The sequence below is a fragment of the Streptomyces sp. NPDC047079 genome (assembly GCF_040643755.1).
Classification (GTDB): domain Bacteria; phylum Actinomycetota; class Actinomycetes; order Streptomycetales; family Streptomycetaceae; genus Streptomyces.
In genome coordinates, this window is the sequence record NZ_JBEYUZ010000003.1 from 189,563 (window position 1) to 211,987 (window position 22,425).

At 68.8% G+C, this 22,425-nt stretch carries 20 protein-coding genes, 1 tRNA gene and 2 pseudogenes; 9 read left to right on the forward strand and 14 right to left on the reverse strand.

Translation table 11 applies throughout. From position 1 onward, the window contains the following. Positions 1 to 180: 180 nt before the first annotated feature. Entirely contained in the window at positions 181 to 876 is a 696-nt protein-coding gene (locus ABZ823_RS05720) for a DUF5324 family protein (RefSeq protein WP_361654057.1), read from the reverse strand. Between the two features lie 445 nt (positions 877 to 1,321). Between ABZ823_RS05720 and ABZ823_RS05725 the strand changes: the two genes are divergently transcribed. Next, positions 1,322 to 1,855, forward strand: coding sequence for a peptidylprolyl isomerase (locus ABZ823_RS05725; protein WP_361654060.1), 534 nt, complete (start codon positions 1,322 to 1,324; stop codon positions 1,853 to 1,855). A gap of 95 nt (positions 1,856 to 1,950) precedes the next feature. Further along, complete coding sequence (locus ABZ823_RS05730; RefSeq protein ID WP_361654063.1) at positions 1,951 to 2,862, forward strand: rhomboid family intramembrane serine protease; 912 nt, start codon at positions 1,951 to 1,953, stop codon at positions 2,860 to 2,862. Between the two features lie 303 nt (positions 2,863 to 3,165). Here the strand turns inward: ABZ823_RS05730 and crgA are convergent, their stop codons facing one another. After that, complete coding sequence (gene crgA, locus ABZ823_RS05735) at positions 3,166 to 3,420, reverse strand: cell division protein CrgA (RefSeq protein WP_361654066.1); 255 nt, start codon at positions 3,418 to 3,420, stop codon at positions 3,166 to 3,168. Positions 3,421 to 3,561: 141 nt separating this feature from the next. On the opposite strand from crgA, the gene ABZ823_RS05740 reads away from it, so the two are divergent. The 5 genes and pseudogenes from ABZ823_RS05740 to ABZ823_RS05760 all read left to right on the forward strand — a co-directional run bounded on the left by ABZ823_RS05740 (position 3,562) and on the right by ABZ823_RS05760 (position 7,865). Further along, positions 3,562 to 4,365, forward strand: a complete 804-nt coding sequence (locus ABZ823_RS05740) for a DUF881 domain-containing protein (protein WP_361654069.1) — start codon at positions 3,562 to 3,564, stop codon at positions 4,363 to 4,365. A gap of 25 nt (positions 4,366 to 4,390) precedes the next feature. Further along, positions 4,391 to 5,006: pseudogene (locus ABZ823_RS05745) on the forward strand (class E sortase). A 210-nt stretch (positions 5,007 to 5,216) separates the two neighbouring features. After that, positions 5,217 to 5,855, forward strand: coding sequence for an aminodeoxychorismate/anthranilate synthase component II (locus ABZ823_RS05750; RefSeq protein WP_361654072.1), 639 nt, complete (start codon positions 5,217 to 5,219; stop codon positions 5,853 to 5,855). Beyond that, positions 5,852 to 7,024: a class E sortase gene (locus ABZ823_RS05755; RefSeq protein ID WP_361654075.1), complete on the forward strand. Its 1,173-nt coding sequence runs from the start codon at positions 5,852 to 5,854 to the stop codon at positions 7,022 to 7,024. Before ABZ823_RS05750 ends, ABZ823_RS05755 begins: the two co-directional genes overlap by 4 nt. A 79-nt stretch (positions 7,025 to 7,103) precedes the next feature. Then, on the forward strand, positions 7,104 to 7,865 hold the full coding sequence (locus ABZ823_RS05760) for a class E sortase (RefSeq protein WP_361654078.1): 762 nt from the start codon (positions 7,104 to 7,106) through the stop codon (positions 7,863 to 7,865). Between the two features lie 82 nt (positions 7,866 to 7,947). Here ABZ823_RS05760 and ABZ823_RS05765 read toward each other — a convergent pair whose 3' ends face one another. The 8 genes from ABZ823_RS05765 to ABZ823_RS05800 form a co-directional block, all read right to left on the reverse strand. Beyond that, positions 7,948 to 8,181: a restriction endonuclease gene (locus tag ABZ823_RS05765; RefSeq protein ID WP_361654081.1), complete on the reverse strand. Its 234-nt coding sequence runs from the start codon at positions 8,179 to 8,181 to the stop codon at positions 7,948 to 7,950. Next, positions 8,157 to 8,957 (reverse strand): restriction endonuclease, encoded by an 801-nt coding sequence (locus ABZ823_RS05770; RefSeq protein WP_361654084.1) that lies wholly within the window; start codon positions 8,955 to 8,957, stop codon positions 8,157 to 8,159. The genes ABZ823_RS05765 and ABZ823_RS05770 overlap by 25 nt, the downstream gene beginning before the upstream one ends. Positions 8,958 to 9,171: 214 nt before the next feature. Next, positions 9,172 to 11,160: a Stk1 family PASTA domain-containing Ser/Thr kinase gene (pknB, locus tag ABZ823_RS05775; RefSeq protein ID WP_361654088.1), complete on the reverse strand. Its 1,989-nt coding sequence runs from the start codon at positions 11,158 to 11,160 to the stop codon at positions 9,172 to 9,174. A gap of 170 nt (positions 11,161 to 11,330) precedes the next feature. Beyond that, a complete protein-coding gene (locus ABZ823_RS05780) occupies positions 11,331 to 12,818 on the reverse strand; it encodes a penicillin-binding transpeptidase domain-containing protein (protein WP_361654091.1) in 1,488 nt (495 codons plus the stop codon). Continuing rightward, positions 12,815 to 14,251, reverse strand: coding sequence for an FtsW/RodA/SpoVE family cell cycle protein (locus tag ABZ823_RS05785; protein WP_361654094.1), 1,437 nt, complete (start codon positions 14,249 to 14,251; stop codon positions 12,815 to 12,817). The genes ABZ823_RS05780 and ABZ823_RS05785 overlap by 4 nt, the downstream gene beginning before the upstream one ends. Before the next feature lie 27 nt (positions 14,252 to 14,278). After that, positions 14,279 to 15,820, reverse strand: coding sequence for a Stp1/IreP family PP2C-type Ser/Thr phosphatase (locus tag ABZ823_RS05790; RefSeq protein ID WP_361654097.1), 1,542 nt, complete (start codon positions 15,818 to 15,820; stop codon positions 14,279 to 14,281). 120 nt (positions 15,821 to 15,940) lie between these two features. After that, positions 15,941 to 16,453, reverse strand: a complete 513-nt coding sequence (locus ABZ823_RS05795; protein ID WP_361654099.1) for an FHA domain-containing protein — start codon at positions 16,451 to 16,453, stop codon at positions 15,941 to 15,943. Positions 16,454 to 16,463: 10 nt separating this feature from the next. Further along, complete coding sequence (locus ABZ823_RS05800) at positions 16,464 to 17,312, reverse strand: DUF3662 and FHA domain-containing protein (RefSeq protein WP_361654101.1); 849 nt, start codon at positions 17,310 to 17,312, stop codon at positions 16,464 to 16,466. Between the two features lie 581 nt (positions 17,313 to 17,893). On the opposite strand from ABZ823_RS05800, the gene ABZ823_RS05805 reads away from it, so the two are divergent. Continuing rightward, positions 17,894 to 17,980, forward strand: a tRNA-Leu gene (locus tag ABZ823_RS05805). A gap of 192 nt (positions 17,981 to 18,172) precedes the next feature. Here ABZ823_RS05805 and ABZ823_RS05810 read toward each other — a convergent pair. Continuing rightward, on the reverse strand, positions 18,173 to 18,487 hold the full coding sequence (locus ABZ823_RS05810; protein WP_361654104.1) for a hypothetical protein: 315 nt from the start codon (positions 18,485 to 18,487) through the stop codon (positions 18,173 to 18,175). A 14-nt stretch (positions 18,488 to 18,501) separates the two neighbouring features. On the opposite strand from ABZ823_RS05810, the pseudogene ABZ823_RS05815 reads away from it, so the two are divergent. Next, positions 18,502 to 18,675 (forward strand): annotated as a pseudogene (locus ABZ823_RS05815) (histidine kinase dimerization/phospho-acceptor domain-containing protein); the annotation flags it as partial. Between the two features lie 279 nt (positions 18,676 to 18,954). On the opposite strand, the gene ABZ823_RS05820 reads toward ABZ823_RS05815, so the two are convergent. The 3 genes from ABZ823_RS05820 to ABZ823_RS05830 are packed head-to-tail and all read right to left on the reverse strand — an operon-like array spanning position 18,955 to position 22,313. Then, the gene (locus tag ABZ823_RS05820) at positions 18,955 to 19,869 is read right to left on the reverse strand and encodes a TIGR03619 family F420-dependent LLM class oxidoreductase (RefSeq protein WP_361654107.1); all 915 of its coding nucleotides are present in this window, start codon (positions 19,867 to 19,869) and stop codon (positions 18,955 to 18,957) included. A gap of 4 nt (positions 19,870 to 19,873) precedes the next feature. Beyond that, positions 19,874 to 21,076 carry an acyltransferase gene (locus tag ABZ823_RS05825; RefSeq protein WP_361654110.1) on the reverse strand — a complete coding sequence of 401 codons (1,203 nt, stop codon included), beginning with the start codon at positions 21,074 to 21,076 and terminating at the stop codon, positions 19,874 to 19,876. 46 nt (positions 21,077 to 21,122) lie between these two features. Continuing rightward, positions 21,123 to 22,313 carry an MFS transporter gene (locus tag ABZ823_RS05830; protein ID WP_361654113.1) on the reverse strand — a complete coding sequence of 397 codons (1,191 nt, stop codon included), beginning with the start codon at positions 22,311 to 22,313 and terminating at the stop codon, positions 21,123 to 21,125. Between the last annotated feature and the right edge of the window lie 112 nt (positions 22,314 to 22,425).

The window sequence follows — 22,425 nt, forward strand, 5'->3', positions numbered from 1 at the left end:
AGTCTCCACGGAATGTGCACACATGACGCGTTGCAAACGTCATCGCGCGGGGAAGGCGTGGACGCTCCGCTCCCCTCGGCGTTCCACGTGAAACATCACCAGGGCAGCACTGTGGGGCAGGAGCCGTTCAAATCCCCTGCCCCACCAAAGTGTTGGAGCCCGGCCCGGGAGCCGGTCCGTTCAGCGCCGGTCGTCGTTCTCCGTGGAACCCTCCTCGGACTGCTTCGCCTGTACCTCCGGGTCCAGCTGGCCGCTGCCGTCCACCGACGTCAGACGGTCGTCCTGCGGGACCTCGGTCGCGGCGGGCGGCTCGACGAGCCAGTCGGGGTTCGCCTGCTTGTCCCACCACTTCCAGGCGGCGAAGGCGCCCCCCGCCAGGAGACTGAGCACGGCCAGCCCCTTGAAGGCACGGCCGGCCCTGGCCCGCCGCTGCTGCCGGCGCACGAGCTTCTGAATCTGCCGCGGGGAGACCTGCCCGCGCAACGCGGCCAGCGCCGCGGCTCCACGGGCCACCGCCTCCTCCCGCGCCGGACCGGCGACGGCGGCGGCATGCTCGATCTTCGGACGGGAGTAGTCGGCTGCCTGGCGGGCGGCCTTGCGGGTGTAGACGGCTGCTCCATGTGCGGCCAGGTCCACCTTGGGCGGCACATGGGTGCGAGCCTGTTCCAGCCGCGGGGCGAGATGGGCGTCGTACTGGACGCGGGCCTGTTCGGCGGCCTGCGACACCTTGGGCGCGAGACGAACGCGCGCTTCGTGTGCATAGTGCGCTGCCTTGTCCTTGGCCGTGTCGGCGTAGGGCGCCACCACTTCCGCGGCATGCAGCACGCTGTCCTTCGCCGAACCGGTCGCGGCGCGCACGCTGTCGATGCGGGTCACGGGGTTCCTCCTCCTCGGTGGCGTACGGTAATTCGACTTTCCAGCCTTTTACGGATCATGCCTCGCGAAGGACATCCGGGCATGCGAGGGCGGGCATCCGGGTCATGCGTCCCGCCAGGAGTCAGCGCGGAACGCCTACGGTCGGCATCCGGACGGGCGACCACCGGACGATCACGCGCAGGGAACGGGACCGCCGCGGGCACCGGCACCAGGTGCAGAAGCTGATCATGCATGGGCTGATCACGTGTGATAGCGGATGAATACGGGCAACAGAGGCTTGTCGACGACAATGCCACGGATCGCCGCACCGCGCCCCCGAGACGGGGCGACCGGGCCGATTTTCTCCAACACATCCCGGAAGTGACGGCAGAGGCGGGGCCGGACGATCCCGGACGCGTACCGTGCGAGGATCAGGGAGTCACAGAGGGACAACGGAAGGCACATCGTGGCTGAGCAGCTTTACGCCACCCTGAAGACCAACCACGGCGACATCGTCGTCCGGCTCCTGCCGGACCACGCGCCCAAGACGGTCCGTAACTTCGTCGAGCTCGCCAAGGGCGAGCGTGAGTGGACCCACCCCGCCACCGGCGAGAAGTCCACGGAGAAGCTCTACGACGGCACGGTCTTCCACCGGGTGATCAACGGATTCATGATCCAGGGCGGCGACCCGCTGGGCAACGGCACCGGTGGCCCGGGATACCAGTTCGAGGACGAGTTCCACCCGGACCTCGCCTTCGACAAGCCGTACCTGCTGGCCATGGCCAACGCCGGCCCGGGCACCAACGGCTCGCAATTCTTCATCACGGTCTCCCCGACGGCCTGGCTGAACCGCAAGCACACGATCTTCGGCGAGGTCACCGACGCGGCCAGCCAGAAGGTCGTGGACTCCATCGCCACCACGCAGACCAACCCGCGCACCGACCGCCCGGTCAACGACGTCGTCATCGAGTCGGTCGTCGTCCAGACCCGCGAGGGCTGACCCGCAGGGGTACCCGCACGAGGGAACAAAAGTGCCCCGCCCATCCGTAAGAGGAAGGGCGGGGCCACCCCGTCGTACGGAGAGTGAGGGGACCCATGGACCAGGCGCCAGGCAGCCCACAGGATCCGCCGAACCAGGACTCGAACGGCGCCCGGGAGCTGCCGGTCTGCTACCGGCACCCGGACCGCGAGACAGGCGTCCGCTGCACTCGCTGCGAGCGCCTCATCTGCCCGGAGTGCATGGTCAGCGCCTCGGTCGGCTTCCAATGCCCTGAGTGCATCCGCAGCGGCTCCGGCACGGGCCGCGCCCCCGCCGCCTCCCGGCCGCGCACCCTCGCGGGCGGCACGGTCACCGCCGACCCCCGGCTGGTCACCAAGGTCCTGATCGGCATCAACCTGCTCGTTTTCCTGCTCCAGCTGTCGCTGGGCGACGCCTTCACCAACCACTTCGAGCTCGTCGGGCACGCGAGATTCACGGACGGCGGCCCGTTGGAGGGCGTCGCGGACGGGCAGTGGTACCGGCTGCTGACGGCGATGTTCCTGCACGCCAACTACGTCCACATCCTGTTCAACATGCTCAGCCTGTGGTGGATCGGCGCCCCCCTGGAGGCGGCCCTCGGCCGGGCCCGCTATCTCGCCCTCTACTTCACCTCCGGGCTGGCCGGCAGCGCGCTCACCTATCTGCTCGCCGCCGCGAACGAGCCCTCGCTCGGCGCCTCCGGCGCGATCTTCGGGCTCTTCGGCGCCACCGCCGTGCTCATGCGCCGGCTCAGGTACGACATGCGCCCCGTGATCGGTCTCCTGGTGGTCAACCTGATCATCACTTTCGGCTGGGGCAACATCGCATGGCAGGCCCACATCGGGGGACTCGTCGGCGGTGTCGTGGTCGGCTACGCCATGGTCCATGCCCCGCGCGAGCGCCGGAACCTCGTCCAGTACGGGACGTGCGCGCTGGTGCTGGCCGCCGTGGTCGTCATGGCCCTGGTGAGAACCGCCCAGCTCACCTGAGCGGCGGATCCCCACGGGCCGTAGCCCGAGGTTGTACCCAGCGTTGTCCACAGCATGTCGCGGATCTTGTGCACGCTGCGGGAACAGGCGTGCCCCCTGTAACCGAGCGAAGTTTTCGCAGGTGGGACAGGGGGCGAACAGGTTTGCGGAGGGCCGGTGATTCCGTCGTACCGGCGTCAATGCCCGATGGGTTATCCACAGATCGTCGTTCTTTTTCCACTGGCGATCAGGTCTGTGGAAAAAGGCTGTGGATAACTCACCGCGCGGCCCTGGTCAGGGCGGCCGCGCGGCCGCCGGAGGCGGCTACTTCCACTGCGTGGAGACGCCGAACCCCGCGGCGATGAAGCCGAAGCCCACCACGATGTTCCAGTTGCGCAGCGCATGGATGGGCAGCGAGCCGTCTGTCACGTAGAAGACGACGATCCATGCGAGACCGATGAGGAACATGGCCAGCATGACCGGCGCGACCCAGCCCCGGCTGTCCAGCTTGATGCTCGCGGCCGGCTTGGACGGCGGCGGTGTGTAGTCGGCCTTCTTGCGGATACGTGACTTCGGCACGAGGGTCTCTCCTGTCGATGCGCTGCGTGGCCGCGCAGGGAACGGGGCGGGCTCCGGGGCAGCGTACAAGGGGACACTGAGCGCTCCCCCGGGCGTCCGTTAGCGTAGTGCTTCCGCGGCGCCGAAGGAGATAAGGGTACGTTGAGCAATACGGCCGACTCCCCCCAGGCGGGTTCCGTTTCCCCCCGGACGGGGCCCCTGCCCCGCCCTGCGCGCCGGCTGCGGCCTGTGCGTGTGCTCACGGTGGGAGTCTTCGCTCTCGCCGGGCTCCTCTTCTTCACGAGCTTCAACACGGCCAGGGGTACCAATATCCGCACGGACTCCTCGCTGCTGAAGCTGTCCGACCTGATCCACGACCGCAGCCACAAGAATGCCCGTCTCGACGAGTCCAACGCCGCGCTGCGTGACGACGTCGAGGCCCTCGCCAGGCGGACCGGCGGCGGTAGCAGCAAGGCCGAGGAGGCCCGGCTCGCGGCTCTGGAGGAGAACGCCGGTACCCAGAAGCTCACGGGCCGGGCCGTCACGGTCACCCTCAACGACGCACCGCCGGGCGCGACCGCCAAGCTCCCCGGGTACCCCGAGCCGCAGCCCGACTACCTGGTCATTCACCAGCAGGACCTCCAGGCCGTGGTGAACGCGCTGTGGCAGGGCGGCGCCCAGGGCATCAAGGTCATGGACCAGCGGCTGATCTCCACCAGCGCCGTGCGCTGCGTGGGCAACACCCTGATCCTCCAGGGCCGCGTCTACTCGCCGCCGTACAAGATCACCGCGATCGGCGACCCGGGCAGGCTTCAGAAGGCGCTCGCCGCCTCGCCCGCGATCCAGAACTACATGGTGTACGTCAATGTCTACGGCCTCGGCTGGAAGGTGACCGAGGACGGAACGGTGACTCTTCCCGGCTACTCCGGCGCAGTGGACCTGCACTACGCGAAGCCCGTGAAGTAGGGGCCCGGGGACAGCTGCCGCGGGGTTGGTCCATGTCCTGTTCCGGACCGGGGTGCGGGCGGACAGGGCGATGAACGAGCAGCTCGACCGGCTGCGACGGCAGTGGGCGGAAGGGGCGGTGACGACCGCCACCCCCGCGCCCGGCGGCTCCGCCGGCCCGGGGAAGCCCGGGCCGTACGTTCCGGGCAGGCCGCGTCATGTACGTTCCCCGGCTCGGTTTCACGTGGAACAAGTCCGCGCTCGAGGACACCGCGGCGGGCACCCTGAAGAAGAGCCTCGGCCACTACGCGGGTACCGCCCGGCTCGGCCTGGAGGGCAACTTCGCCGCCGCCGGGCACCGGCGCACCTACGGCACCCCTTCAAGGCTTCGCCCGGCTGCGGCCCGGCGACGCGGTCGTCCTCACGGACGGAGTGACCTGGTTCACGTATCGGATCGACAAAAGCCCTTACAAAACCATGCCCACGGACGTTGAAGTAATCGACCCTGTGCCACGTACGTCCGGTAGGAGCGCCGGGGACGGTGTCTCACACTGACCTCGTGTGATCCGGAACGGGGGCACGGTCGCCTGCTGATCGTCTGGGCGCACCTCGATTCCACACAGCCTGTGGACACAGGGAAACCGGCGGCCCTGCGCCGTTAGTCTGGTGGCGTACGGCGGGAGTCTGGTGCCGTGACGAGAGGGAAGGGACGGCATGTACGGCTGGATCTGGCGGCATCTGCCGGGGAACGCTTGGATGAGGACGCTGATCTCGGTCGTGCTGGCCCTGGCCGTGGTCTACGTCCTCTTCCAGTACGTCTTCCCGTGGGCCGAACCGCTGCTGCCCTTCAACGATGTGACGGTGGACAACCAGTGAGTGCGCGCATTCTCGTCGTCGACAACTACGACAGCTTCGTCTTCAACCTGGTCCAGTACCTCTACCAGCTGGGCGCCGAGTGTGAGGTTCTGCGCAACGACGAGGTGTCCACGGCTCACGCCCAGGAGGGGTTCGACGGCGTGCTGCTGTCCCCCGGCCCCGGCACGCCCGAGGGGGCCGGAGTCTGCGTCGAGATGGTGCGGCACTGCGCCGCGACCGGCGTGCCCGTCTTCGGTGTCTGTCTGGGTATGCAGTCGATGCAGGTGGCGTACGGCGGTGTGGTCGACCGGGCACCGGAGCTCCTGCACGGCAAGACCTCCCTGGTCGAGCACGAGGGCAAGGGAGTCTTCGCCGGGCTCCCGTCCCCCTTCACCGCGACCCGCTACCACTCCCTGGCCGCCGAGCCGGAGACGGTGCCGGCCGAGCTGGAGGTCACGGCGCGCACTCACGACGGGATCATCATGGGTCTCAGGCACCGGGACCTTCCCGTCGAAGGGGTGCAGTTCCACCCCGAGTCGGTGCTCACCGAGCACGGCCACCGGATGCTGGCCAACTGGCTGGCGGAGTGTGGTGACCAGGGGGCCGTGGCGAGGTCCGCGGGGCTGGCCCCGGTGGTGGGCAGGGCCACGGCGTGACCGCGCTGCGCCCCGAGCGCGAGAGCGGCGCCGCCTACGGGGGCGCCGCGGACCACGGATCCCCGTACGGGCAGCAGCCGTACGGGGACGGCGGCGCGTGGCAGGGGCAGGCGTGGCAGGGGGCAGGCGGGCAGGGCGACCAGCCTTACGGACAGCACATACCGCAGCAGGCGCAGGACCGGACGGCGGTGCTCCCCGCCTACGAGGACGCCGTGGCCGCCCCGTCCTACGACCCGTCCCTGCCGGTGGACAGCGAGACGGTCGCGCTGCGTGCCCTCGACGTCGAGGAGGCGCGGCGGGCCGTGGACCGTCCCGTCGGGTCCGCCGCCCCGCAGGGCGGCCGTGCCGCGCGACGCAAGGCGGCCAGGAGGCATGGACGGCACGGGGGAGGCCCAGCGGGCCCCAGCGGGCCGCAGACGGGCGCGAGAGGCCCTGGGACGGCCTCGGGGGCACCCCGGTCCCGAGTGGAGGCCCGGCGGGCCGCACGGGCCCAGAAGCCGGGTGCCGCGGTCCTGGTGAGCCGGCTGGTCGGCGAGCTGTTCATCACCACCGGTGTGGTGATGCTGCTGTTCGTGACCTACCAGCTGTGGTGGTCGAACGTGCGGGCGCACCAGGAGGCGGGCAGCGCCGCACAGCACCTCCAGCAGGACTGGGCGAGCGGCAAACGGGCGCCGGGGGAGTTCGCGCCCGGGCAGGGGTTCGCCCTTCTGCACATCCCGAAGCTGGACGTGGTCGCGCCGATCGCGGAGGGCACCAGCAAGACCGCCGTCCTCGACAAGGGCATGGTCGGCCACTACGGCGAGGGCAGCCTCAAGACGGCCATGCCGGACGCCAAGACCGGCAACTTCGGCCTCGCGGGGCACCGCAACACGCACGGCGAGCCGTTCCGGTACATCAACCGTCTCCAGCCGGGCGACGCCATCGTGGTGGAGACACAGGACGACTACTTCGTCTACCGGATGACGTCCATCCTTCCGGTGACATCGCCGGCGAACACCAGCGTCCTCGATCCCATACCGAGGGGCTCGGGCTTCACCAGACCGGGCCGCTACATCACCCTGACCACCTGTACGCCGGAATTCACGAGCAAGTACCGGATGATCGTCTGGGGCAAGATGGTCGAGGAACGGCCCCGCAGCAAGGGTAAGCCGGACGCCCTCATCCCGTAGGGCACGCCGGGTTCCGCAGGCCGCTCATTTCGTAGGGCACGTGGACGCACGGGCACATGGAGCAGACGGAGCAGATGCAGTGGGCGTGACGACCGACCAGGACGAGCAGACCGACGCGCCCGCGCCCGGTCCCGGCTCCCCCTCCACGCCGCGGCGCCCCCGGCCGGGCCGGATCGCGTTCGCCGTCAGCGTCTTCGGGGAACTCCTCATCACCGCAGGCCTCGTGCTCGGCCTGTTCGTCGTGTACTCGCTGTGGTGGACGAACGTCCTCGCCGACCGCAAGGCGGACCGGCAGGGCGACAGGGTGCGTGACCACTGGGCCGCCGGGCAGGACAGCGGTCCGGGTGCGCTGGACACCGGGGACGGCATCGGCTTCCTGCATGTGCCGGCCATGGACAACGGCGAGGTGCTGGTCGAGAAGGGCACGTCGGCGAAGGTCCTCAACGACGGCGTGGCCGGCTACTACACGGACCCTGTCAAGGCGACCCTGCCGACGACGGGCAGGACCGGCAACTTCTCGCTGGCCGCGCACCGCGACGGCCACGGGGCGAAGTTCCACAACATCGACAAGCTGAAGAAGGGCGACCCGGTCGTCTTCGAGACCAAGGACGACTGGTACGTCTACAAGGTCTTCGCGATCCTCCCGGAGACGTCCAAGTACAACGTGAACGTCCTCTCCGCGGTCCCCAAGGAGGCGGGCGTGAGGAAACCGGGCCACTACATCACCCTGACGACCTGCACCCCGGTCTTCACCTCGGAGTACCGCTACATCGTGTGGGCCGAACTGGTGCGGGTGGAGAAAGTGGACGGCAAGAGGACGCCGCCGAAGGAGCTGGACTAGCGTGACCTGCAGTCACGCTTGATGAGCCGGGCCCGAAGCCGCAACCATCCTTTGCGGCTTCGGGCCCTTCTGTTCGCTGCGCCTAGCCAAGGACTTGGAGGCGCACTCCGGCGCTCCACGCTTCCAGCTCACCGCGGTCCACGAGGACGATCCCGCTCAGACGCGCGACCGCCTGTGCCTCGTGGGTGAAGGAGCAGGTGGCGGCGAAGATGGCGACGTCCACCGGATCGACGGCACGTGCGGCCCCGGCGAACTTCTGCATGTCGGCGCTCGACACGTACTGCCGACCGGTCAGCTTCTTGCACTGGACGGCCACCGTACGTCCGTCGGCCGTGCGCCCGTGACATCGATGCCACGGTCGCTCTGGGCCTTCCGTACGACGACCTTCGTGCAGCCGTCGCTCCGCAGCAGCCCGGCGATGTGGTGTTCGAACGCCTGCCAGGTCATCGCACTGATGGATGCGCCGACCTTGTTCCTCGGCTGCCCACCCTCCAGCGCGCTGATCCGTTGGTGATGCCGGCAGAGCCTGCGCTCGACGTTCTCGATGTCCTCGCGGAGGGTGACGAGCTCTCGGCGGTGCTCGCCGGAACTCTCGATCAGCACGTTGAACATGGGGACGACGGTCTTGCCGAGGATGTGGTCGATGCGGTCGTCGAGAGAGACGCGGTTGGTGTGGGCGGGGTTTTCCACAGGCTGTGTGCGAGCCAGGTACTCCATGTCGAGGAGGTACACACGCACCTGACGTGCGACTTCGCTGTCTCGCAGCAGCATGGCGACGTTGAGGACGGCGCGGCGGGAAAAGAGCGCCAGGGAGCGTGTGCGTGACTCAATCCCACTGAGTTCCTTGAAGGAGCTCAGTTCTGTACCTGTCAGAACTCGGTAGCCGCTGGCCTCCAGCTCCGTACGGTGGTCAAGTACGAGAGAACGGATGGCCTTGATGCCGACCTCGAAATAGGACGCCACCATGGCGGTCGTCACATGCGTACCGTCCGGCAGCAGTGACAGTGTCCTGACCCGGTCGAGCACATCCGTGCGGTCCAGCACGCTGCTGCGCAGAGCTTTCGATTCCAGCAGAGCCGCTTCGTCGATCACGTCTTGTGTCCCTTCCCTTGCTGCGGTTGCCGTGTGGCTGGAGCGGAGACACGATCTCCTGCCCCCATCCGTGCAACGAGCCGGGACATATGAAGGTGTGGTCGAACTTCGTATGACCGGTCGGACGGCCAGGCCCGGTCGTACCGCCGGTCCTTCCCCGGCGGTACGACCGGGCCCCGGCATCGTGCCGGGGCCCAGTCGTCGTACGGGCGGGTCAGTTCCCTCTGCCGCCGAAGGCACCGCCGAAGATGCCGCCGTTGTTGCCGTTGTTGCCGCCCTGGTCGGTGGTGACGAGGTCCACCGCGGAGCCCTGCTGGACCTGGGTGCCGGGGGGCGGGTTCGACCCGACGACGGTGGCGTTGTCGTCCTGGGGGCCGACGATGTTGCCGACCTGGAGACCCGCCTGCGCCAGCGCCTGCTTGACGTCCTTCAGCTTCTGGCCCTGGATGTTGTTCGGGACCTGGGTCTGCTGGGGCGCCTTACCGATCTGGATGGTGACCGTGGAGCCCTTCTTGACCGTGCTGCCCGCCTGGGGCACGGTCCGGACGGCCTTGCCCGCCTGGTTCGGGTCGGTGACGTCCACGTCGACGCAGTTGGCCGTCAGGCTGCTGGCCTGCATCTGCTGCTTGGCGGCGTCACAGCCCTGGTTCGTCACATCCGGCACGGTGGTCGTAGCCGGGGCGACGGCGACCGTGAGGGTGATCGTCGAGCCCTTCTCCTTGTCGACACCGCCCTCGGGGTTCTGGTCGGTGACGACGCCCGGGGTCTGGTCGGACTCCTGCGTCTTCTGCTCGACCTTGAAACCCTTGTCCTGGAGCTGGGACTTCGCCTTGTCGAACTGCACGCCCCGGACGTCCGGAACGGTCACCTTCGGGGCGCCCGTCGACACCACCAGGTTGACCGTGGTGCCCTTCTTGACCGAGGTCTTCCAGACCGGGTCCTGGGAGCAGATGTTGCCCTTGGCCTGGTTGTCGCAGGGCTTGCTGGAGAAGGCCAGCTTCAGGTCGGAGTTGTCCGCCAGCTTCCGTGCGTCGGACTTGGACTGGCCGACGAAGTTGGGCACGGGTACGTCCCCGTTGCCGGCGCCGCTGCCGCTGAACATCCACTTGCCGATGAGGATCGCGCCGACAAGTACCAGTACAGCCGCGACGACCAGCAGGATCGTCGAGGTGTTGGTCTTCTTCTGGCGGCGGCGGTCCGGACGGTCGTCGTAGCCGAAGCCGCCTTCGTCCGGGTTCATCGGCGGCAGCATCGTCGTGGCGCCGGCGCCGGCGCCGGGCTCGGCGCGCAGGGCCGTCGTCGCATGGTCGTCGTGGTAGCCGCCGTAGCCGACGGAGCCCAGCGCCGCCGTCGCCGCGACCGGCTGGCCGTCGAGGCACGCCTCGATGTCCTGGCGCATCTCGTCGGCGCTCTGGTAGCGGTAGTCCGGGTCCTTGACCAGTGCCCGCAGCACGATCGCGTCCATCTCGGGCGTGATCTCGGGGTCGAAGACGCTCGGCGGCTGGGGCTCCTCGCGCACATGCTGGTAGGCGACCGCGACGGGGGAGTCGCCCACGAACGGCGGGCGCACCGTCAGCAGCTCGTACAGCAGGCAACCCGTCGAGTACAGGTCCGACCGGGAGTCGACCTGCTCGCCCTTCGCCTGCTCCGGCGAGAGGTACTGGGCCGTTCCGATGACCGCCGCCGTCTGCGTCATCGTCATACCGGCGTCGCCCATCGCGCGGGCGATACCGAAGTCCATCACCTTGACCTGGCCGTTGCGCGTCAGCATGACGTTCGCGGGCTTGATGTCACGGTGGACGATGCCGTTGCGGTGGGCGTACTCCAGGCCCTGGAGGATGCCGATGGTCATCTCCATGGCCCGCTCGGGCAGCAGCTTGCGGCCGCTGTGAAGGAGCTCACGGAGCGTGGAGCCGTCGACGTACTCCATGACGATGTACGGGATCGAGACCCCGTCGATGTAGTCCTCGCCCGTGTCGTACACCGCGACGATCGCGGGGTGGTTGAGTGAGGCGGCCGACTGGGCCTCCCGGCGGAACCGGGCCTGGAAGGAAGGGTCGCGCGCCAGGTCGGCGCGCAGCGTCTTCACCGCCACGGTGCGGCCGAGGCGTGTGTCATGCGCGAGGTAGACCTCCGCCATGCCACCACGGCCGAGCACATGGCCCAGTTCGTACCGGCCGCCGAGGCGACGCGGCTCTTCCATAGCTTCCTACCAGCCCTCTCCGTCGGTCCCGACCACACCCGCGTATGGTCCGGCGGTGTGCTGTCCGGGCATACGGTACCCGGCTCGCTTTGTGTGACCTGGCCACATCCGCCACCCGATACAGGACCGGTATCGCAACGTGCACTGATGTGAAGGGGACGTGACGGGGGTCACTTCTTGCTGTTGATGACGGCCTCCATGACGTTCTTCGCAATCGGGGCGGCAAGGCCGCCACCGGAGATGTCGTCACGGTTGGCGTTGTTGTCCTCGACCACCACGGCCACGGCGACCGGCGAACTGCCGTCGCCGAGCTTGGCGAACGAGATGAACCACGCGTACGGCTTCTCGCTGTTGTTCAGACCGTGCTGGGCGGTACCGGTCTTGCCGCCCACCGTCACGCCGCCGATCTGCGCGTTCTTGCCCGTACCGTCCTTAACGACCGTCTCCATCATCGACTGGAGGATCTGGGCGTTCTTCTGGGACAGCGGCCGGCTCAGCTCCTGCGGCTGGGTCTGCGTGACCACGTCCAGGCCGGGCGTCTGAAGCTTGTCCACCATGTAGGGCTTCATCAGCTTGCCGTCGTTGGCGACCGCCGAGGCGACCATCGCCATCTGGAGAGGGGTCGCGGCGGTCTCGAACTGGCCGATCGAGCTGAGCGCCGTCTGCGGCTTGTCCATGTTCTTGGGGAAGTTGGAGGCGTTGGACCGCACCGGCGTGAACTGCTGGGAGTCGAAGCCGAACTTCTTCGCCTCCTCCAGCATCTTCTCCTTGCCGAGGTCGGCGCCGATCTTGCCGAAGACCGTGTTGCAGGAGAACTGCAGCGCGACTCGCATGGTCGCGTTCTTGCAGGGGATGTTGCCCTCGTTCTTCAGCTCGGTCCTGGTGTTCGGGAGGATGTACGGCAGCGGCGAGTCGGTGTTCCGGTCCGCGCTGTCGTAGAGCCCGTTCTCCAGCGCGGCCGCCGCGGTGACCACCTTGAACGTGGAGCCCGGCGGGTAGGTCTCGCGCAGCGCCCGGTTCAGCATCGGGTCGCTCGGGTTGTTCTTCTTCAGCAGCTGCGTCCACGCCTTGGAGTCGGTGGTCGTGGAGTTGCCCGCGAACGACGACGGGTCGTACGAGGGGTAGGAGGCGAGCGCCAGGATCGCACCGGTCTGAGGGTCGAGCGCGACGGCCGCGCCCTTGCCGCCGACCTTCTTCAGGCCGTCGTAGGCGGCCTTCTGCGCGGCCCCGCTGAGCGTGGTGACGACGTTGCCGCCCTGCTGCTGCTTACCGGTCAGCATGTTGAGCGTGTTGCGGAAGAACAGCCGGTCGTCGTCGCCGGTGAGGATGCCGTCCTCGATGGACTCCAGCTGCGTGGCACCGAACGCCTGGGATGCGTAGCCGGTGACCGGCGCCCACATCGGGCCGTCCTTGTAGGTGCGCTTGTACGCGAAGTCGTTGAGGCTGTCCGCGGACGTCTTCTTGGACCCGGTGATCGGGTTGCCGTCGACGATGATGTCACCGCGGGGCTTGGAGTACCGGGCGATCAGGACACGGCGGTTGTTCGGATCGGTGCGCAGGCCGTCGGCCTTGAGGTACTGGAGCCAGTTGTCCCGGACGAGCAGCGCGAGGACAAGGAGCCCGCAGAAGATCGCGATCCGGCGCAGGGGCTTGTTCACGGGCGGACCACCTGGGTCATCTCGGCGTCGGGGTTGGGAGCGGGGGACGGGGCCGGACGGCGCGCGGTGTCGCTGATACGCAACAGGATGCCGACCAAGGCCCAGTTGGCGATGACGGAGGAACCGCCGTACGCCAGGAAGGGCATCGTCATACCGGTCAGCGGGATGAGGCCCATGACACCGCCGGCGACCACGAACACCTGGAGCGCGAACGCGCCGGACAGGCCCACGGCGAGCAGCTTGCCGAACGGGTCGCGGGCGGCGAGGGCGGTGCGCACGCCGCGCTCCACGATCAGGCCGTAGATCAGCAGGATCGCCATGATGCCGGCGAGGCCCAGCTCCTCGCCGAAGGTCGCGAGAATGAAGTCGGAGTTGGCGGCGAACCGGATGAGGTCGGAGTGGCCCTGGCCGAGGCCGGTGCCGAGGGTGCCGCCGGAGCCGAACGCCCACAGTGCCTGCATGGCCTGCTCGGAGTGGCCGACAACATTCTGCCGGGAGAGCGCGTACTCCTTCATCGGGTCGAGCCAGGCCTGGACGCGCTGCTGCACATGTGGTTCGAAGGAGGCCACGCCGACGGCGCCCGCCGCGGACATCAGCAGACCGAAGACGATCCAGCTGGTCCGCTCGGTGGCGACGTACAGCATGATGACGAACATTCCGAAGAACAGCAGCGAGGTACCGAGGTCGGTCTCGAAGACGAGGATGAGGATCGAGATCGCCCATACGACGAGGATCGGGCCGAGGTCGCGGCCGCGCGGCAGGTACAGGCCCATGAAGCGGCGGCTGGCCAGGGCGAGCGCGTCACGCTTCACCATCAGGTAGCCGGCGAAGAAGACCGCCAGCACGATCTTGGCGAACTCACCGGGCTGGATGCTGAAGCTGCCGACGTGGATCCAGATCTTCGCGCCGTAGATGTTCGCCCCGAGACCCGGGATGAGGGGCAGGAGCAGCAGGACGATCGCGCCCACCATGGAGATGTACGTGTACCGCTGAAGGACCCGGTGGTCCTTCAGGAAGATCAGCACGACGACGAAGAGGGCGATGCCCATCGCGGTGTACATCAGCTGGCGGGGCGCCGCGGTGCCGGCCTGCTTGATGGACTGCAGCAGCTTCGACTGGTCCAGCCGCCAGATGACGACCAGGCCGAGCCCGTTCAGCAGCGTCGCGAGCGGCAGCAGCAACGGATCCGCGTACGGGGCGAACTTCCGTACGACGAGATGGCCCACCCCGGCCAGCAGACCGAGGCCGACGCCGTAGCTCAGCAGGCCGGGCGGCACCTTGTTGTTGATGGCGAGGCCCACGTTGGCGTAGGCGAACACCGGAATGACGACGGCGAACACCAGCAGCGCCAGTTCCGTGTTACGGCGGCTCGGCGCGCCGATCGCGCCGATCGTGGACGTGTGATGCGTCGTCGTGTTCGTACTGCTGCTCATGGTGTGACAGGGCCCCTCACGGCTTGCTTACTGCTTACCGCACAGCGAGACGACCTTCTGCTCCTCCTCCGAGAGGCTGGGGCCGGGTGTGGGAGTGGGTGCGGTTGGGGTCTTGGTCGCCGGCGGCGACGCCGAGGACGTCGGGGTCGGCGAGGCCTTGGACGTCAGGGAGACCCTGGTGGTTCCCGTGGTGTCCCCGGCCCGGCCCGTGCCGGTCTTGGCGCTGGTCCGGGTCGTCTGGCTCTGCGGCGTGTTCAGGCGCTCGCTCTCCTTGCGGCACGCGGACGCCTGCACCGACAGCTCGGAGATCTTCGACTGGGCCGCCTTGAGACCGCCCTCGGCGATGGTCGCCCTGACCTGCTTCTGCTGGTACGGCGGCAGGTACTTCAGTTCGATCTCGGGATGGTCCTTCTCCACCTTCGACAGCGACACCCAGGCGAGGTCCTGGCTGATGCCGCGGTAGAGCGCGACGTGCTCGCCGTTGGCGCCGACGTAGTACTGCCCTTGCGTCCAGTGGTAGGCGCCGTAGCACCCGCCGCCGATGACGCCGAGCACGAGAGCCGTGTAGAAGGATCTCTTCAGCCACTTGCGGCCCTTGCGCGGCTTGACGAAGTCCTCATCGGTGTAGTCGCCGAAGCTGCCCGCCGGGATGTAGCCGGTGGTGTCGCCGCTGCCGGGGGGTCCGAACTCGCCGCCGCCCTGTCCGGGCACCTGCCGGCCGAGACCTGCGGCGCGGCCCGCGGGCGTCTGCATGATGCCGTTGTCGTGCAGGTGGTGCTGGTTCTCGGCGACCGCGCCCACCACGACCGGGGTGTCGGACAGCTGCCCGGCGAGGGTGTCCCCGGTGTCCAGGTCGAGGACGTCGGCCACGATGACCGTGATGTTGTCGGGGCCGCCGCCGCGCAGGGCGAGCTGGATCAGCTCCTGCACGGTCTCCTGCGGGCCCTGGTAGCTGGCGAGGGTCTCCTCCATCGTCTGGTGGGAGACCACTCCGGACAGCCCGTCGGAGCAGATCAGATACCGGTCGCCGGCCCGCACCTCGCGGATCGACAGATCGGGTTCGACGTGGTCGCCGCTGCCCAGCGCGCGCATCAGCAGCGAGCGCTGCGGATGGGTCGTGGCCTCTTCCTCGGTGATGCGGCCCTCGTCGACGAGCCGCTGCACCCAGGTGTGGTCCTGGGTGATCTGCGTCAGGACGCCGTCCCGCAGCAGATACGCACGGGAGTCGCCGACGTGGACGAGGCCGAGGCGCTGACCGGTCCACAGCAGGGCGGTGAGCGTGGTCCCCATGCCCTCCAGCTGGGGGTCCTCCTCCACCATCGCCCGCAGCTGGTCGTTGGCGCGCTGCACGGCCGTGCCGAGCGAGGTGAGGATGTCGGAGCCGGGGACGTCGTCGTCGAGCGCGACGATCGTGGAGATCACCTCCGAGGAGGCGACCTCGCCGGCGGCCTGGCCGCCCATCCCGTCGGCGATCGCGAGCAGGCGCGGCCCGGCGTAACCGGAGTCCTCGTTGCCCTCGCGGATCATGCCTTTGTGCGATCCGGCGGCGAAGCGCAGTGACAGACTCATGCGCACCTCGCCCGTCGGCTCCGGGTACATCCGCACGGTGCCCACCCTCCGGTCGGGAGCGCGCCGGGGCCCATCGTGTGGTCCGCCGCTGCGTGCTCGCTCCGCTCGCTCATTGTCGTACTACTTCCGCAGCTCGATGACGGTCTTGCCGATGCGGATCGGCGCACCCAGCGGAATCGGTGTGGGAGTCGTCAGCCGGGTCCGGTCGAGGTACGTGCCGTTGGTGGACCCGAGGTCCTCGACGATCCACTGGCCGTCCCGGTCGGGGTAGATCCGGGCGTGCCGGCTGGAGGCGTAGTCGTCGTCCAGCACGATGGTGCTGTCGTGGGCGCGGCCGAGCGTGATGGTCTGGCCCTGGAGTGCGACCGTCGTGCCGGTCAGGGAACCTTCGGAGACGACCAGCTTGGTGGGGGCACCGCGGCGCTGGCGGCTGCCGCCCGGCTGCTGCCGCTGCGGCGGCGGCCCCGCCGGCCGGGCGGCCTGCTGCGGCCGTCCGCCGTCCCGGCGCGAGCCGCGCTGTGTGACGCGCGTACCGAACAGGTCGCTGCGGATGACCTGCACGGCCACGATCACGAACAGCCACAGTACGGCCAGGAAACCCAGCCGCATGACCGTGAGGGTCAGCTCTGACATTGCCCCCGCTTCACCCTTCGGCTTGCCGGTAAATGATGGTGGTGCTGCCCACGACGATCCGCGAGCCGTCGCGGAGCGTAGCGCGGGTGGTGTGCTGCCCGTCCACCACGATGCCGTTGGTGGACCCGAGATCCTGGATCGTCGAGGGCGTTCCGGTCCGGATCTCGCAGTGCCGGCGGGAGACGCCGGGGTCGTCGATCCGCACGTCCGCGTCGGTGCTGCGGCCCAGCACCAGGGTCGGACGGGAGATCTGGTGGCGTGTGCCGTTGATCTCGATCCAGTAGCGGGTGCGCCCGCCGGCCGCCGGGGCGGCACCGGGGCGCTGGCCTGCGGGCTGCGGGTAGCCGTAGCCGCCGGAGCGTGCGCCGGGCGGCGGCGCGGACGGCATGGGCGGCGCCCCCGCGGGCGTGGCGGCCGGCGGATAGCCGTAGCCGCCGGGGCCCTGCTGCCCGGAGGGGGCGGGGCCGGGAGTCTGCTGGCTGGTGGAGGAGGCCAGTGTGCGGCTGCGCACCCGGTACAGGCCGGTGTCGAGGTCGTCGGCCTTCTCCAGATGGACCTTGATCGGGCCCATGAAGGTGTAGCGCTGCTGCTTGGCGTAGTCGCGCACCATGCCGGCGAGCTCGTCGCCGAGCTGGCCGGAGTAGGGGCTGAGGCGCTCGTAGTCCGGCGCGCTCAGCTCCACGATGAAGTCGTTGGGGACCACGGTCCGGTCGCGGTTCCAGATCGTCGCGTTGTTGTCGCACTCGCGCTGTAGCGCGCCGGCGATCTCCACGGGCTGGACCTCGGACTTGAAGACCTTGGCGAAGGTGCCGTTGACCAGACCTTCGAGACGCTGCTCGAACTTCTTCAGGACTCCCATGGGGCACCTCCTCCGTCGTTGCCGTCCTGGGTACTGCTTACCTGGTACTGCTTACTGATCGTATCCACGCGCCGGAAAATCGGCTGGTTCCCCCTGTCGGCGCTGTCGACGGGTGTCGACGCCTGCGGAGTTCCCGCCGGACGACCCCTTCGAACTCCTCCTGCTCGGACTCCCTGCTCGTACTCCTGGCATGGATCGTAGAGGCGGCCGCAGACCAGTGTCCCGCACCTGACCGTGGAGCCCGCCCCCTCCTGGAGAGATGGGCGGGACCGGTACGAGGTTGATACGTGAACCGATTCTGGTCGAGACGTTCTGGGCGTGGCGTGGCGGGGCACGGTGGCCGGGGTGCGGGGCGGGGCGTCGTGGCTGCGGCGGGTGCCGGGTGCCGGGTGCCGGAGGGGTGGAGGCCGAGGGCGGGCGCGGAGGGGTACGGGGCTCTTCTCGCTGGTCGGAGCGGTGTCCGCGAGGGCGGGCCGGGCCCCCGGGGAAGGGATGTGAACCCGCCCTCTCCAGCGTGCTAATGTTCTGGATGTCGGAAGGCGCCGGCACCGAAAGGGCCGAAGCCGGAAGACACACCCAATGCGCGGGTGGCGGAATAGGCAGACGCGCTGGATTCAGGTTCCAGTGCCCGCAAGGGCGTGGGGGTTCAACTCCCCCCTCGCGCACCAGAGAAACCGACGAAACGGGTCTCTGCCGGTGACGGAAGTCACGGCGGGGCCCGTTTCTCGTTGTGTTGGTGGTTGTGAGACATCGCACAACTTGGTCAAGGCAGACGGCGGGGCCCCGACGCGTGAGCTATCTCACGTCGGGGCCTGTCTGTGTTGTGCTGCGGTGCTGGGGCCGGGTCGGCTGGGCTCGGGCTATGCCGCCGGTGTCAGGTGGCCCGTCGGTGTCCAGGTCTTCGGTTCTCTGGTCCGGCGGCGGTGGTGGGTCCGGCGCCGTGGGCGTTCGCCGCCGAGAGCCAGGGTGCCGAGCCATTTCCTGATCTTGCGGCGGTTGGCGTGGGCCAGTCGGAAGGCGAGCAGGATCGTCTGGGCGGCGTTGCCGCGGATGCGGCGGGAGCCGGCTGCTTCGATGCCCTCGGCCGGAGGCTTCATGGCGTAGCCGTTGTAGCCCTCGATGCTGTTGCGGAGCCGGAAGTAGACCTTCTGACCACCTCGAAGCGTCCACCGCACGCGAGCACCGGTTCATCGCCGACGCCAGCCACGAACTGCGCACCCCGCTCACCCTGCTGCGTGCGGAACTCGGCCTCGCCCTGCATCGTCCCCGCACCGCAGAGGAGCTCACCGACACGCTGCGCGCGGTCGACACCGAGGTGCGCCGCCTGATCGAGCTGTCCAACGCCCTGCTCGACCTGGAGCAACTGGGCAGCGGCGAACCGATCCACCGCATCCCCGTCGACCTGGCCGGCCTCGTGCACACGGCAACCAACCGGCACCGCAAGGCCGCCGCCCGCGACGGCCGCACCCGGCTGGTGCGGGACCGCGTCCGCGTTGAAGTTCAGGCCGGCCTCCTTGATGCGGTGGCTGACCTCCAGCTCAAGCCTTCCCTGGAGGAGAGCAACGCCCGATTTCCGCCATGGAGTTGCCTGGCGCCCTGGACAAGGTGCGCACTGCCGGTCCGTACGGAGAGGCAGCGGGAGTCAGCGAAGGCTCTCGCTCGAGGTGTTGATCACACTGTGCGCGAGCTGTTCGAAGATCCCCCAGTCGGCCTCGGCCGGGCGGCGCAGGCGCTGATCGCCGACATCGGGGTTGAGGCCGACGTACTGGGCGCCCAGCTTCTCGAGGGTGACCAGGTCGGCATGCAGCTGCTCGATGCTGCCCTGCCCGAGGCGTCGGCTTCTGTCCGGCAGAGGACGTGCTGTCAGCGCCAAGGGGATGGTCGGGCAGAACGCCGGAGTGGCGCGACCGGCCGCGGCGGCGTCCTCGGCCAGGACTTTCAGCGCCGGCGCCAGTTCGGGCCCCTGGGGCCACAGGGGATGCCAGGCGTCACCGTACAGCGCGGCCCGGCGGACGGCGGCGCGACTGTTGCCGCCCACCCAGATCGGTGGGTGGGGGGAGCGCGCCGGGCGCGGATCGGTGTGGACGTGGTCGAAGTGGACCGTGTCGCCGTGGAAGCTGGCGATCTCCTCGGTCCACAGCACCCGCAGCGCGGCCAGGTACTCGTCGGTCAGTGCGCCCCGCCGGTGGTAGGGGACACCGAGCGCCTGGAAGGCCTGCCGGGCCCAGCCGACTCCTACGCCGAGCACCAGGCGCCCACCGGAGAGCCGGTCGAGGGAGGCGGTGATACGGGCGAGGTGCAGCGGGTGGCGCTGCGGGGCGATGGCCACGCTGGTACCGAGCTCGATGGTGCTCGTCTGGCCGGCCAACCATGCCAAGGTCGTGAAGGAGTCGTAGAAGGGGGCAGGCGAGCGGCGGTCGGCATCTGGTGTCAGCGCGATGTGGTCGGACACCGTCAGTAGGTGATAGCCGAGCCGCTCGGCTGTCGTGGCCCATCCCCGCAGGGTGTCGGGTCCGATGCCCGCACCGAAGTTGGGGAGATTGATGCCGAAGCGCACGGCGTCACCTTTCAGGAGTCGGGCCCGTGGCCGTGGGCGGCACGGGAGCGGATGCGGCCGGGCTCGGGAGCCGCGGCGCGAGGTCGGGGGGCCGCGTACGGCGGCTCGATGACGCCCAGTAGCGCATTGCCGGGCGTTCCACCCCCATGTACAGCAGCCAGGCGAGCAGCATGCTGAGTGCTCCGCACAGCACGATGAGACCGATACCGACGGGCAGGCTGTACTGCCGCTGCTCGCCCAGGAGGTGACGTCCGTACGTCAGTACCGGCCAATGGACGAGGTAGAAGGCAAAGGACACCTCGCCCAGCCACTGCAGGGTCCGGCAACCCAGCCACGTCTTCCGGGCCCTGATGTCCACGGTCGCGACGGCTGGTATAAGCAGGGCCAGCGGGACGACGGTGGCCGCAGTCAGGGCATACAGAGCCGGCAGGTACAGCGATCCGATGTAGCAGGCCACGAAGAGCACGGCCGGAAGGAGCGGTCCAACGCCGATCCAGCGCCGTTCCAGCACGATCCTGGCCATGACGATGCCGAGGACGAAGTCGAGTACGCGGGTCAGCGGGAAGATGTAGACCAGCCAGAAGGCGAGGGCGGGCGCGGCCTTGTCCGGCGCCATGATGCTCGGCTCGCTCGGCACGACCGCGGACAGCACGGCCGGCAGCGTGATGATCACCCCCATCAGCGTCGCGGCGCACCACCACAATCGGTGCGCCGCGATGCGTGCGAGCCACCGGTGCAGCAGGGGAAACAGCAGATAGAAGATCAGCTCACAACCCAGCGACCAGCTCGGGTGGTTGACACTGAAGTACACCGCTTCATCGGGTACCCAGGGCTGGAGCAGGAGCAGGTTGAGCACCGCGGTCGTACCTGTGACGGTGGCTCCGGCGTACAGCACCATCGTCACGGCGTAGGTGACCAGATGGTTGGGGACCACCTTGGTGACCCGTCGGCGCCAGAAGGAGCGGACGGAGTCCTGCGGGCGGGCCGACCAGGTCAGGATGAATCCGCTGAGGATGAAGAAGAAGGAGACTCCTGCCCAGCCGGCCTTGCTGAAGACGGTGAACAGACCATCTGACACACCGCGGTCGGCGAAGGGACTGCTGATGGCGATGTGGAACAGGAACACCATGAACGCCGCGAAGAACCGGACCCCGGTGATCGACGTCAGTCGGGGACGGGTGCCGCGCTCGGCGCTGTCGATGCTCATGGCCTCGCCTTCGGGTGGGGGCGGACGACGACGGGTTCCACGCTGCTCAGTTGACGGTGGCGGTGCGCGCCGACGGCTCGGTGGTGTCCTGCGTGGCTCGCGCGCGCCGGTCGCGCAGTAGTTCCAGGACGCCGAGCCCGAGACCCAGGACCGTGACCGCGGCACCCGCGACGGTCGTCCACCGCACCCCGGCCATGTCGACGACCCGGCCGCCGAGCCAGGAGCCGCCCGCATTGGCGAGCTGGAATGCGGAGATGTTCACCGCGAGAGCCAGCGTCGGAGCGCCCGCCGCGGAGCTGAGGATGCGTGCCTGCAGACCAGGGATGATCGAGAAGGAGGCCGCACCGAAGACGAAGACCAGTACGGCGGCGACGACCTGCACCGAAGCGGCCGCGCCGAACAGCAGTTGCACGATGGCCAGGCCGGCGAGCAGACCGCACAGGGCGGGCATGAGCGAACGGTCGGCCAGCTTGCCGCCGAGCATGGTGCCGAAGACCGAGCCCACGCCGAACACGATGAGCAGGGCTGCCACGGCGGTCGTCGAGAAGTCCGTCACATCGGTCAGCAGCGGTGCGATGTAGGTGAAGACGGTGCCGAAGCCGGCGTTGCCGAGGACCGTGATGGCGATGGCCGCCTGGACGCGCCGGTTGCCGAGCACCTTGAGTTCGGAGGCGGCTCCGTCGCCGGTCGCTGCGGCGGGGGGCACCACCGCAGCGACGAGCAGCGTGGCCAGGGTAGTGATTCCGGCGACCGCCCAGAACGTGGCCCGCCAGCCGTAGTCCTCGCCGATGAACGTACCGAGGGGAACACCCAGGACCGTGGCCAGATTCAGGCCCAGCGACACCTTGGCGACCGCCGTCCCCGACTGGCCCTCGGGGACCATGTTGACGGCCAGCATGATGCCCACCGCGACGAACGTGCTGTGCACCAGGGCTGCCACGACTCGGGCGACGACGATGACCCAGTAATTAGGCGCCACTGCGGCAAGCACATTGCCCAGGATGAAGACGGCCATGAGCAGCAGCATCAGCGTCTTCCGCTGGATGCGGGCAGTCGCGATGGTCACGATGGGCCCACCGATCACGACCCCCAACGCGTAGGCGGTGACCAGGAGTCCGGCCGTGGGGATGTCGACACCGAGGTCCTGGGAGAGCCCCGGCAGGATGCCGGCGATGACGTATTCGGACGTCCCGACGCCGAACACGCACAGCATCAGTGCGAAGAGCGGGAAGGTCATGGTGGTCCTTCGAAGTAGCTAGGCGAACAAGGTGAGTTGGGGCCGGGAGGAGAGCCGGGCTCATGCGCCCTGCGGACTGCGCCCACCGTAATGCACGCAACAAGCATTTGAA